Below are 14,327 nucleotides of genomic sequence, written 5' to 3'. Positions count from 1 at the left end.
CGACGGCCGACGGCAACCCCGTTCCGGACAGATCGACGAATCAATGTTTCACACCTTCGCTTCAATTCGAGTCCTGGCGACCACCCCGACCGTCAGGGATCTCCCGACGGCCTCCACACACTGTGGCCAGAGCACTTCGACAGACCATACGGCCTATGCAGTCGCCACAACAGGGGTCAATGTTACGTATTCGATGTCCGGCCGTGCTCGGCCAGTCCGCCCAGAGCCTGTACCCAACCTTCCACCAATCCCTTCACCTGATCCAAGGACAACACCGCTCCGGCGTAGTCGAATCGTGCGATGAATCCGTCCTGGGTGGTGTCGACGGTGATGTCCAGATGCAGATCCGGCGCGGCCGTTTCCGGATGTACGCGGGCCGGGCGCAGATCCCGGTAGCGGAATCCGATCCGGCCCGCCGCGCCCGCGAGTTCCGGTGCGGGCGTGCCGAGGTGGCGCAGCAGGCCGAAACCCACCCCCTGCGACGGCACCGTCCGGCACATGTCGCGGACGTGTTGAATCACACTTCCGGCGACCGGGCCGCCCTGGCGGATCTCGTCGAAGTCCACCGCGTTCAGCCGCAGCGGCAGCGGATAGCTGGTGGTGAAGGAGCCGATGGCGCGCTGGGTGTCGGGGTCGCCGAACAGGCGGCCGTCGGCGGGCAGCCGGACCACCGAGCCGAGCAGGTCGCTCATGCCGTCGAGGGCGGGCAGGGTGACCGCCAGCGCGGTGAGCAGCACCTCGTCGATGGTGGCCCGGTAGCGGCGGGCCACGGTGTCGACCGCGCCCGCTCCCTCGGCGGTGATGGTCACCGTGATCCGCCCGCGGCCCCCGGCGGGGTCGGCGTCGGTGATCGGCCCGGCCTCCAGGGCGTCGATCCACCACGGCAGTTCGGCCACGATGTCCGGGTGGTCGGCGCGGCGCGCCAGTTCCCGGGCGAGGCCCGCCGGATGGGCCACGGCGGCCGGCGGCGTGGCGTGCCCGCCGGACCAGGAGGCGGTCAGCTCCTCGATGATGGTGCGCCAGGAGGTGTCGTCCACGACCAGGCCGTTGGCGATCACCACCAGCGTGGCGGCCGCCTCGTCGACGGTCTCGGCGACGGGGTCCACCTCCTTGGCGTCGAGCAGCACGAAGCGGACATTGCGCCCCTTGTCGGGATCGAGTTCCGCGGCGGCGGCGCGGATGACGCTGTCGACGAGCTCGCCGGAGGTCTCCCCCGCCCAGTCGAACCGCCACACCACCGCGTCGTCCGGATCGGCGTCCGGATACTCGAAGCTCAGCCCCTCCGCGTCCCGGCGCAGCCGGGCCCGCAGCCCAGGGTGCCGTTCGAACAGCGCGGCCACGGACTGCCGCACCCGCCAGGGCGGGCAGTCGGCGGCGATATCGAGCGTGATGACCCGCAGTACGAGACCGGACGGTTCGGCGGCGAGCACATCCACCGCACCCGGCGGCAGCGGCGACACTTCCAGCGGACCGGACGCCGGGTCGGCGTCCACGTCGCCGCCCGCGCCCGGCACGATCATCCCGTCCACGGGTACCGCGGGACCGAACGGCGAACCGATCACCCCGCTGTCCGGTGTATGGGCCGTGTGGTCGGGCTCGTGGTCCGGCTCCGCCGTTTCGCGGCCCCGCCCCGCTGGTTCGGCCATCGGCTCGCGCTGCGATGCGCGCGATTCCTCCGCCGAATCGAGCAGTTCGGCAATGCGCGGGCCGATCACCGCGAGCGCCTCGTCGCCGGTCATCTGCTCGTGCGGCACCTCGATCGCGTGGTCGACGATGCGGCCGGAGACGTAGGGCTGCCAGTCCGCCGCCGACCACTGCCGCATGGTCTCGGTGCGGTCGACGGTGGCGGTGAAGAACTGGAGGTTGCCCCGGAACATCTCGGCGAGCTCCACATCGGACAATTCCACGCTGCGCATGGCGGTCTGATAGATGCGCCGCAGGCGCTCGGGCGTCATGGCCGCCAGCTCCTGGGAGATGGAGGCGTGCAGCGCGGCCAGTGCCGCGTCACCGAGTTCGGTGAGATCGTCGGTATCCGGCAGGTCCTCGACGGCGACGCCGAGACTGGTGAACGTCTCCCGGATGGCCGCCTTGAAATCGGTGTCGTCCACGCGCGGGTAGCCGTCCAGAACGGCCAGCAGGTCCACCCGCTCGCCCGCACTCTGCAGGCGCGTGGCCACGGCGTGGGCGAGCTTGCCGCCCAGCGACCAGCCCAGCAGCCGGTACGGACCCTCGGGCTGCGCCCGCCGGATCTCGGCCGCATAGCGGTTCGCGATATCGGCCAGCGACTCCGGCGCGTAGTCCGGTTCGGTGAGCGCCGGGGTCTGGATGCCCAGGATCGGCTGCTCCACGGGCAGGTGGCGGGTGAATCCCGAATAGCACCACGACAATCCGCCCAGCGGATGCAGCACGAACAGCGGCGGTCGCTGCCCTCCGGCACGCAGCGGCAGCACCACCGCGAGGGCGGCCGCCACGGCGGCCTCCGCGTCCAGCTCGGCGGCCTCCGCGTCCTGCTCGGACTCCAGCAGGATGCCGAGTTGCCGGGCCAGCCCGGAAACGGTGGCGTCGCCGAAGAAGGCGGCCACCGCGATCCGCGCCCCGGTGCGCTCGTACAGGTCGATGACGACGCGGGTGGCCAGCAGCGAGTTGCCGCCGAGTGCGAAGAAGTCGTCGTCCGCGCCGATCCGGTCCACCCCGAGCGCCTCGGCGAAGGCGGCCGCCACGGCCTCCTCCAGCGGTGTGCCGGGGGCGCGGTACTCCCGCTGCGCCAGTACCGGTTCCGGCAGCGCGGCGCGGTCCAGCTTGCCGACCGGCGTCAGCGGCACCTCGTCGAGCACCACGACGGCCGCGGGCACCATATGCGGCGGCAGGCTGTGCGCCGCGAAATCGGTGAGCGCGTCGGGATCGACGGCACGGCCGGACTTCCCGAGCACATAGGACACCAGCATGGTGGCACCCGCACTGTTCGCGCGGCCCAGGGTGACCGCGAAGTCGACGTCCGGGTGGCCGGCGAGCACCGCGTCGATCTCGCCGAGTTCGATGCGGAAGCCGCGGATCTTGACCTGGAAGTCGCTGCGCCCCACGTAATCCAGCTCCCACTGGATGGACGGCAGCGCGCGGTTGCCGCTGCGGTCCTGTGGTTCGGCGTACCAGCGCACCACATCGCCGGTGCGGTACATGCGCGCACCCGGTGCGCCCCAGGGATTCGCGACGAACCGATCCGCCGACAGCCCTGGACGGTTGTGGTAGCCCCGGGCCAGCGCACCGCCCGCCAGGTACAGCTCACCCGCGACACCCGGCGGCACCGGGTGCAGGCGGGCGTCGAGCACCAGCGCCGACATGCCGTGCACCGGCGTGCCGATGGTGATGTGCCGCCCCGGCGTCAACTGCGCGTAGGACGAGATGATGGTGGTCTCGGTGGGACCGTAGGCATTGTGGTACACCCGCCCCGGCTGCCACTTGGCCAGCAGCTCGGGCGTGGTGACATCGCCGCCCACGGACAGCATTTCGAGCTGCTCGAGCCCCTCCGGATCCATGGTGCCGACCACGGCCGGAGTGATGATGGCGTGGGTGACCTGCTCGGCCCGCATGAGCTCGGCCAGTTCCGGGCCGCCCATGATCTCCGACGGCACGATCACCAGCGTCGCGCCCGTGTAGAAGGCGCACACCCACTCCAGCACCGACGGGTCGAAACTGGGCGAGCAGATGTGCAGCATCCGGTGATCGGGATGCAGGTCGTAGCGCGAGGTGGCGTAGTCGGCGAGGCCGCCCACACCGGCGTGCGTCACCACGACGCCCTTGGGCCTGCCGGTGGAACCGGAGGTGTAGATCATGTACGCCGGATGCCGCATCCGCAGCGGCGCACGGCGATCCGCGTCGGTCACCGGCGCGTTGGACCGCAGCGACACCAGCTGATCGGTGGCCGGATCGTCCATGACCAGCCAATCCACCTCGGCGGGCAGGATATCGGCGTACGCCTTGGAGGTCAGGCCGAGCATCGCACCGGAATCGGTGATCATGTGCCGCACCCGGTCCGCCGGGTAGGTCGGGTCGATGGGCACGTGCGCGCCGCCGGCCTTGCTGATCGCCAGCACCGCCATGACCATGCCGAGCGAACGCGGGAAGGCCACGGCCACCAGCTTTTCCGGCCCCACGCCGCGGGCGATGAGCAGTCGCGCCAGCCGCGACGAGTACTCGTCGAGATCGCCGTAGGAGATGGAATTGCCGCGCCAGCGCACCGCGATGCGGTCGCGGCCGTGCCGCAGCCCCGCGGTGAGCAGATCGGGCAGCAGCCCGGTGGCCATGACGTCGTCGCCGTGCACGTGGGTGAGCAGTTCGTACTCGACCGGATCGAGCAGCGGCAGGTCGCCGACGGGAGTGTCGCGGCGGGTGGTGATCTCCGCCAGCAGGGCGGTGAAGCGCTGCGCGAACACCTCCACCGTGGCCTCGTCGAAAAGGTCACGGGCGTAGGTGAACATGGCGTAGATGCCGGCGTCGCCGGTCTCCCGCAGGGCCAGCGCCAGATCGAACTGCGATGCCTGCGCGTCGGATTCGAGCGGGGTGATGCGCAGGCCGGGCAGGTCGAAGCTGCTGTCGTGCAGGTTCTGGAAGGCCAGCATGACCTGGAACAGCGGATTGCGGGCGGTATTGCGCTCCGGCTTGAGCACCTCGACGAGCCGTTCGAACGGCAGGTCGGCGTGCGCGAACGCGCGCAGGTCGGTGTCCTTGACCTCGGCGAGCAGTTCGTCGAAGGTCAGGTCACCGGCCACCCGGGTGCGCAGCACCAGGGTGTTGACGAACATGCCGATCACATCGTCGAGTTCGGCCTCGCCACGACCGGCCACCGGGGTGCCGATGGCGATATCGGCGGTGCCCGACAGCCGCGCCAGGAATACCGCCAGCGCAGTGTGCACCACCATGAACATGGTGGCGTTGCGCTCGCGGGCGATCTCCCGCAGACCCGCCTGGATCTCGGCGCTGATCGGGAAGCTCACCGTGCCGCCGCGGAAGGAGGCCACCGGCGGGCGCGGGCGATCGGACGGGAGGTTGATCTCGTCCGGCAGATCGGCCAGCGCGGTACGCCAGTAGTCGGTCTGGGCGGAGATGAGGCTCCGCGGGTCGTCCTCGGAGCCGAGCACCTCGCGCTGCCACAGGGTGTAGTCGGCGTACTGCACCGGCAAGGGGGTCCACGCGGGGGCATCGCCATGGGAGCGGGCGGCGTAGGCCAGCATGACGTCACGGGTCAGCGGACCCATGGACCAGCCGTCGGCGCTGATGTGGTGGACGACGAAGACCAGGACGTACTCGGGATCAGCCGCGGGGTCGGCGATCGCACCCGGATCGACGTGGAACAGCTTGGCGCGCAACGGGACTTCCGTTGTCACATCGAAGCCGGTGGAGGCGATGGCGGTGATGCTGTCGCGCAGGTCGGCGGTGGTGACCGGGATCGGGGTGAGGTCGGGGACGGCTCGGGACGGGGGCAGGATCAGCTGGTGGGCCGCGCCGTCGGTGTGCGGGTAGATGGTGCGCAGGGTTTCGTGACGCGCGACCACATCCGCCACCGCCCGACCCAACGCATCCACATCCAGATCACCGGACAAACGCACCGCCACCGGAATGTTGTACGCCGCCGAAGACGTATCGAACTGATTCAAAAACCACATCCGCTGCTGCGCCAACGACAACGGGATCTGTTCCGGACGCTCCTGCGCGGTCAACGCCGTGCGGTCACCCGCACCGGCATGCTGCTCCACCCGCGCCGCCAAACCCGCGACCGTGGACGCCTCGAACAACACCCGCACCGGAACCCGCGCATCCAGGGCCGCACCGATACGAGCAGCGACCTGCGTCGCCAACAACGAATTACCGCCCAGCGCGAAGAAATCATCGTCCGCACCGACCCGATCAGCACCCAGCACCTCGGCGAACACGCTCGCCACGATCTCCTCGATCGGGGTCGCCGGGGCACGGAAGGCCGTGGACTCGAACTCCGGCTCCGGCAACGCCTTGCGGTCGAGCTTGCCGTTGACATTCAACGGGAGCTCGTCCAAGACCACGAACGCCGACGGGACCATATAGGACGGCAACGCCGCCGACAACGCCGACCTCAACCCGGCGGTATCCAACAGCGCGGGCTCGGAGACGCCCGGACCAGTTGTAGGGAACGAGTCCGCTTCCGGGGTGCGCGGCTGCGCTTGCCCACCCTGCGCCCCTGGCGCAGACTGCCCAAGCGCGACAGAAAGCTCGCGGCCGGAGGACGACCCACCGACAACGTCCCGCTCGCCCGACGCGGGGACCACGTACGCCACCAAGCGGTCGCCCGTGCGGGCATCCGACTTCGCCAACACCGCCGTCTGGGCTACCTCCGGCAACGCCAGCAACGCCGCCTCGATCTCACCGAGTTCGATACGGAAACCACGGATCTTCACCTGGAAATCGGTACGACCCCGATACTCCAACCCACCCGATGCCGACCACGCCACCAAGTCACCCGTGCGATACATCCGCGAACCATCGGCCGCGAACGGATTCGCCACGAAACGATCCGCCGTCAGGTCCGGGCGAGCGAAATAGCCTCGCGCCAACTGCGTACCCGCGAGGTAGAGCTCACCCGCGACACCATCGGGCACCGGGTGCAAACGGGAGTCCAGGACATAGACCTGGCTGTTCCACTCCGGGACACCGATCGACACCGAACCCGCATCGGCGTCGGTCACCGCATGCGAGGTGATCGACACCGCCGCCTCGGTCGGACCGTAGAGATTGAACAGCCGCACCTGAGCATTCGCCGCACGGAAACGCTGCGCCACCGCGGCGGGCAGCGCCTCACCGATGGCCAACACACGACGCAACGAACCCGCCAGGGTGCCGCCCGACTCGGTGAGCAGGGCGTCCAACATCGATGGCACGGCGTGCAGGGTGGTGACCTGCTCCCGGACCATCAACTCGTTCAGATACGCCGGGTCGCGATGGCCGTCGGGCGAGGCGATAACCAGGCGGCCACCCGACACCGCCGCCGACCAGAACTCCCACACCGACAAATCGAACGTCGCAGCCGTCTTCAGCAGGACCGCGTCGGCCACACCGAGGCTGAACTCCGCCGTCTTCCACTGCAACTGGTTGACAATGGCCGCGTGCGGCACCGCCACACCCTTGGGACGGCCGGTCGAACCCGAGGTGAAGATGACGTAGGCGGTGTGTTCGGGGCGTAGGGGGGCGATGCGGTCGGCGTCGGTGAGCGCCATGAAATCGACTGTGCCGAGGTCGAGTTCGTCCATCCGCACCAGGGGGGCGCGGTCGGTGTGGAAGTCGGCGGCGGCATTGGTCAGCACACAGACCGGGGCCGCGGTGTCGAGGATGTAGTTCGTGCGGTCGGCGGCCTGGTCGGGATCGACCGGCACATACGCGCCACCCGCGACCGAGACCGCGTACATCGCCACCACCAGGTCCACCGAGCGCCGCAGCGCCAGCGCCACCCGCGCCTCGGGACCGACGCCCAGCGAGATCAGGTGCCGGGCCAGGCGATTCACCCGCTTGCTCAGCTCGGCGTAGCTCACCGTCTCGCCGTCGGGGCCGATGAGCGCGATGGCCCCGGGCACGGTGTTGACGCTGCGGTCCAGCAGTGCGGCCAGGGTGGTGGCTTCGACGCGGCGCGCGGTGTCGTTGCGCGCCCCGAGCAGCTCGGCGCGTTCGGCGGCGGCGAGCAGGTCGATATCGCCGACGCGTACCGAGTCGTCCGCGACCACGGCCGCGAGCAGGCGGGTCAGCCGCTCCACGAAGCCGACCACGGTGCTTTCGTCGAACAGGTCGGTGGCGTAGGTGATGAAGCCGCCGATGCCCGCCGGTGCGCCGTGCTCGTCGTAGGCGTCGGAGACGATGAGGTGCAGGTCGAACTGGGAGACCTCGAGGTCCGCGTCCACCCCGGCGATGGTGAGGCCGGGCAGTTCGAGCGCGGCCCTGGCCATGTTCTGGAAGGACAGGCCGACCTGGAACAGCGGGTGGTGCGCGGTGGTGCGCGGCGGGCTGAGCACCTCCACCAGGCGCTCGAACGGAATATCGGCGTGTGAGAACGCCTGCAGGTCGATATCGCGCTGCCGGGCGAGCACGTCGGCGAAGGTGTCACCGCCGTCCAGACGGGTGCGGAAGACGACCGTGTTCACGAACATGCCGATGAGGTCGTCGAGTTCGCGTTCACCGCGCCCGGCGACGGGGGTGCCGATGGCGATGTCGCCGGAGCCGGACAGCCGCGCCAGCAGCACCGCGAACGCGGTGTGCACCACCATGAACATGGTGGCGTTGTGCTCGCGGGCCAACCGCGCCAGCCCGGCGTGGGTGTCGGCGTCGATGGTGACGTCGACGCGCGCACCGGCCAGCGACGCCACCGCGGGGCGCGGCCGGTCGGTGGGCAGCTCCAGCAGGTCGGGCAGGTCGGCGAGCGCGGTGCGCCAGTAGTCGATCTGCTGCGCGGCAATGGATTCCGGGTCGTGCTCGTCGCCGAGCACGGCGCGCTGCCACAGCGCGTAGTCGGCGTACTGCACGGCCAGCGGCTGCCAGCCGGGCTCGTAGCCGCCGGTGCGGGCGGCGTAGGCGGTCATGATGTCGCGCACCAGCGGCCCCATGGAGGAGGCGTCGGCGGCGATGTGGTGGGCGACCACGGCCAGCACGTATTCGCGCCGGGAGCCGGGCGCGAGATCGCTGATCTCCAACAGCCGCACCCGGATCGGCACCTCGCGGGTGACGTCGAAGGGGGTGGCGGCGAGTTCGGCGACCGCCGCGAAGGCTTCCGCCGAGGTGACGCGGATGGGCGCGAGCCGAACGGCCGCCTCCGGCGATCCGGCGGGCAGGATCAATTGCACCGGGCCGTCGGCTGTTTCGGGATAGACCGTACGCAGCACCTCGTGCCGGGTCACCACGTCGTCGAGCGCGAAAGCCAGCGCCTCGGTATCGAGGCTGCCCGACAACCGCAGTGCGAACGGCAGGTTGTAGGCCGCCGAACCCGCCGACACCGTGCCGTCGCCGAGATCCTCGAAGCGATTGAGGAACCACATGCGCTGCTGTGCCAGCGACAGCGGCAAACGTTCCGGCCGTTCGATACCGCCTAGCTCGTGCGTGCGGCCCTGACGCGTCTGCGATTCCACCGCCGCCGCCAACGCGGTCACGGTCGGCGTCTCGAACAGGGTGCGCACCGGCACCCGCGCACCGATCGCCGTACCCAGCCGCGCCACCACCTGCGTGGCCACCAGCGAATTGCCGCCCAACGCGAAGAAATCGTCGTCCGCGCCGACCCGCTCGATCCCGAGCACCTCGGCGAACACCCCCGCGACGATCTCCTCCACCGGCGTGGCCGGAGCACGGAACTCCCGCCCGGCGAAACTCGGCTCGGGCAGCGCCTTGCGATCCAGCTTCCCGCTCGCGTTCAGCGGGAATTCCTCCAGCGCCACAATGGTCGCCGGGATCATGTACTGCGGTAGCGAATCCGCCAATGCCGCCAGCAGTTCGGTCTGCTCGATCGTCGCGCCGGGTGTGGGCACCGCATAGGCCACCAGTTGGTCACCCAGCTCGGACTGCGTCACCAGCGCGACGGCGGCACTCACCGCGGGCTGGGCCAGCAGCGCGGTCTCGATCTCGCCCAGCTCGATGCGCTGACCACGGAACTTCACCTGGAAGTCGGTGCGCCCGATGTAGTCCAACCGCTCCGGCCGCACCCCGTCGGATTCGCGCCACACCACCAGGTCGCCGGTGCGGTACATGCGCTCGCCCCGCCCGAACGGATTGGCCACGAACCGATCCGACGTCAGGTCCGGACGCCGCACGTACCCGCGCGCCAGCTGATCACCGGCCAGATACAGTTCACCCGCGACACCCGCCGGAACCGGCCGCAACCGCGAATCCAACACGTACACCCGGCTGTTCCACTGCGGCAGGCCGATCGGCACCGAGGACCGCTCGTCCCCGCGCGCCTGCCAGTAGGTGATGGACACCGCGGCCTCGGTGGGGCCGTACAGGTTGTGCACCCGCGCCCCCGACACGGCCCCGAACGCGGCGACCGTCTCCGGCGGCAGCGCCTCACCGATGACGAAGACGTCCTGGAGCGTCGGAATGCTGCCGGGCGTGGTGTGCGCGGCGAAGACGGTGAGCATGGACGGCACGAAGTCGGTGATCGTGACACCCTCGCGGGCAATGGTTTCCGCCACGTACAGCGGATCCCGGTGGCCGTCGTGGGTGCCGACCACCAGCTTCGAACCGGTGCGCAGCGGCATGAAGTAGCCCCACAGCGACACGTCGAAGGTGGTGGCGGTCTTCTGGAAGTAGACGTCATCCGGCGTCAGCGGGTAGGCGGCCAGCATCCAGGTGGTCTGGTTGTGGATGGCGGCATGCGAGACCGCGACGCCCTTGGGCCGACCGGTAGAGCCGGAGGTGAAGATGACATACGCCGGATGCTCCGGCCGCACGGGCCGCAGCAGCTCAGCGGAGGTCACGGGCGCGGCGGCGAACTCGTCCAGCGACACGGTGTCGAGCCGGATGACCGGCGTGCCCGCCGGCACCGGCACCTCGTCGGCGGTGGTGGTGAGCACCGCCACCGGTTGCGCGGTGTCGAGAATGTGGGCGATGCGCTCGGCCGGGTGGTCCGGATCCAGCGGCACGTACGCGCCACCGGCGGTGATGATGGCGTACATGCCGACCACGAGATCCAGCGACCGCCGAATGGCCAGGCCAACCAGCGATTCCGCGCCCACGCCCTCGGCGATGAGCACCCGGGCGAGGCGGTTGACCCGCTCGTCGAACTCGCGGTAGGTGAGTTCCGCGCCCTCGTACACCACGGCGACGGCGTCCGGATGCCGTCGCACCGCGCGGCGGTATTCGTCCAGCAGCAGTTCGGGGGCGATGGGATGTGCGGTGTCGTTCCAGTGGTGCAGGATTCGCTCCCGCTCGGCGGCGTCGAGCAGATCGATCGCACCGAGGGCGGCGCGCGGATCGTCGGTGACGGCGGTGAGCACGCGCACCAGCCGCTGCGCGAACTCCGCCACCGTGACCTCGTCGAACAGGTCGGTGGCGTAGGTGAACACGGCCGTCATGCCGTCGGCCGCGCCGTCGCGCTCGCGCGGGATCACCGACAGCTGTAGATCGAATTTCGCTACCGCACCGTCGAACTCGACGGCCTCGGCGGTGAGGCCGGGCAGTTCCATGCGCGGGGTCTCGATATTGTGGAAGAACAGCGCCACCTGGAACAACGGGTGGTGCGCCTGCGACCGCACCGGGTCCAGGACCTCCACCAGCCGCTCGAACGGCAGCTCGGCGTGCGAGAACGCCGCCAGATCCGTCTCTTTCGCGTGCTCCAGCAGTTCCGCGAACGACGCACCCGCGTCCACGCGGGTGCGCAGCACGAGCGTATTGACGAACATGCCGATGAGGTCGTCGAGTTCGCGCTCGCCTCGGCCCGCGACCGGCGTGCCGATCACAATGTCGTCGGTGCCCGACAGCCGCGCCAGCAGCGTCGCCAGCGCGCCGTGCACGACCATGAACGGCGACGCGCCACTGTCGTGGGCGAGTTCGGTGAGGCGCGCGTGCAGCGCGGCGTCGATCTCGAAGGTGTACACCGCGCCCCGGCCCGACGCGATGGACGGCCGCGGCCGGTCCGCGGGCAGGTCGAGGCGGTCCGGGATGCCCGCCAAGGTCTCGCGCCAGTAGGCGATCTGGTTGGCGGCCAGCGTTCCGGGCTCGTACTCGTCGCCCAGCAGCGCCCGCTGCCACAGGGTGTAGTCGGCGTACTGCACCGCCAACGGCTCCCATGTCGGAGCCTGCCCATCACGGCGAGCGAAGAAGGCGGCCAGCAGATCCCGCATGAACGGTCCCACCGACGCGCCGTCGGCGGCGATGTGGTGCACCACCACCGCGATCACGTAATCGTCGAGCCCGATTTCGGCGAGTTCGATGCGCAGCGGCACCTCGGCGGCCACGTCGAAGCCGCGCAGCGCCAGCCCGGTGAGCCATTCCGCGACCCGCTCCGGCTCCACCGCCTGCGGCTCCAGCTCCGGAATCGCCTGCTCCGCGGGCAGAATCACCTGGTATCCGGTGCCGTCCACGGCCGGGTACACCGTCCGGAGCGTCTCGTGCCGCCGCACCAGGTCACCGATGGCCGCGCGCAGCGCCGCGATATCGAGCGCGCCGGTGAGCCGGATGGCGAACGGGATGTTGTTGGCCGCCGAGGCGGTGTCGAACTGGTTGAGGAACCACATGCGCTGCTGGGCCAGCGACAGCGGAATGCGGTCGGGGCGCGGCTGTGGCGTGAGCGCGGGCCGCCCGCCCGCGCCGACGAGCGGCTCCAGCTGGGCCGCCAGTCCGGCGACCGTCGGCGCGGTGAAGATCATGCGGGCCGGGACGCGCGCGGCGATCTCCGCGCCCAGCCGGGCGGCGACCCGGGTGGCGATGAGCGAGTTGCCGCCGAGTTCGAAGAAGTCGTCGTCCGCGCCGATGGGATCGGTCGGGTCGAGCAGGTCGGCGAAGACGCCCGCGACCAGCTCCTCCAGCCGCCCCGCCGGGGCGCGGAATTCCTTGGTGCGCAACTGCGGCGCGGGCAGGGCGCGGCGGTCCAGCTTGCCGACCGGGGTCAGCGGAATCGCGTCCAGCACCATGATCGTGGTGGGCACCATATGCGCGGGCAGGCTCTGCTCGGCATAGGCGGTCAGCTCGTCCACGTCCACCGACGCGCCCGGGGCGGCGTGGACGTAGGCGGCGAGGATGGTCGCCCCGGTCTCCAGCCGGTGACCGACGGTGACGGCGAAATCCACGCTGTCGTGCGAGCCGAGCACCGCGTCGATCTCACCGAGTTCGATGCGGAAGCCGCGGATCTTCACCTGGAAGTCGTTGCGCCCCAGGTACTCCACATCACCGGAGGGGGTGCGCCGCACCAGGTCGCCGGTGCGGTAGAGCCGGGAGCCGGCGGGATCGAGCGGATTGGCCACGAAGCGCGCCGCCGTCAGGCTCGGCCGCTCGTGGTAGCCGCGCGCCACCTGTGCACCGGCGATGTACAGCTCGCCCACCACGCCGTCGACCACCGGCACCAGCCGCTCGTCGAGCACGTATTCGGTGATGCCGCGCACCGGACCGCCGATGGTGACCAGCTCCCCGGGCACCAGCGGTGCGCTGATATTGGTCATGATGGTGGTCTCGGTGGGCCCGTACCCGTTGTAGAACTCCCGGGTGCCGCCGCCCGCGATGGGAAGTACCCAGCGCCGCACCAGATCCGGTGGGCAGGCTTCGCCACCGGCGACCACCACGCGCAGGTCGTCGAGCCCGGTCGGGTCCACCGATGCCAGCGCGGCCGGGGTGATGAAGGCGTGCGTGACGCGTTCGCGCCGCAGCAGCGCGGCCAGTTCGTCACCGCCGAGCACATCGGGCGCGGCGACCACCAGCGTCCCGGCCCCGCCCAGGGCGAGCAGCAGTTCCAGCACCGAGGCGTCGAAGGACGGGGAGGCGAAATGCAGTGCGCGCGATTCGGTTCCGGTGCGGTAGCGCTCCCGCTGCTCATCGCAGAAGCCGGACAGACCGGCCTGCGTGACCACCACGCCCTTGGGCTTGCCGGTCGAACCGGAGGTGTAGATGACATAGGCCGGATGTTCGGCGCGCAGCGGCCGCACCCGATCCGCCGAGGTGATGGCCTCCTCCGAATACGCCGCCGCCGACCGCGCGAATTCGGCGGTGTCGATGGTCAGCCATTCGACGTCGTCGGCCAGGTCGTCGCGCACCGCGGCGACGGTCAGGCCCAGCACCGCCCGCGAGTCGGTGACCATATGGGTCACCCGGTCGGCCGGATAGTTCGGATCGACCGGGACATATCCGGCACCGGTCTTGGCGACCGCCCACACCGCGACGACGGAGTCGAGCGAGCGCGGGATCCCGATCGCCACCAGATCCTCGGGCCCGATCCCCCGCTCGATCAGCAGCCGCGCCAGCCGCGTGGACCGCGCGTCCAGTTCGGCGTAGCCGAGCGTCGCCAGCGTGCCCGCGGCATCGGCGTAGACAATGGCGTCCCCGCTCGGATTGGCCTCCACCGCCGACGCCATGAGCTGCGGCAGCGTGGTGACCCGGGGTCGACGGGTGCGGGTGGGCCGCTGACGGACCGGCCGGGTCATGCCACCGGCCCTTCCCCTGTCAGCGTGCGCTGCTTTCCGTCTTCCCGACCCATCAACTCCGCCTCATTCTTGCCGTCTACGTCTGCGCACCGCGCGGGCGCACATCCTGCTTCATCGAATCTCTGCGCATCGACCGTTACCCCGGCGGTGGTCGGCCGCCGGAGTATGGGGATTCCGGCTCCACAGCATGCCGGAATG

1 protein-coding gene is annotated in these 14,327 nt (G+C 70.3%); it reads right to left on the bottom strand.

From position 1 onward, the window contains the following. Nucleotides 1-182: 182 nt before the first annotated feature. The gene (locus QMO76_RS06535) at nucleotides 183-14,129 is read right to left on the bottom strand and encodes a non-ribosomal peptide synthetase (protein WP_306360290.1); all 13,947 of its coding nucleotides are present in this window, start codon (nucleotides 14,127-14,129) and stop codon (nucleotides 183-185) included. Nucleotides 14,130-14,327 lie beyond the last annotated feature (198 nt).

Source organism: Nocardia sp. CC227C (assembly GCF_030767025.1).
GTDB lineage: Bacteria > Actinomycetota > Actinomycetes > Mycobacteriales > Mycobacteriaceae > Nocardia.
Note: the sequence above shows the minus strand (reverse complement) of the source record. Positions and strands in the feature narration are given on the sequence as shown.

Coding starts and splice junctions, on each gene's coding strand:
- QMO76_RS06535 (WP_306360290.1), bottom strand. CDS start 14,129: ATGACCCGGCCGGTCCGTCAGCGGCCCACCCGCACCCGTCGACCCCGG.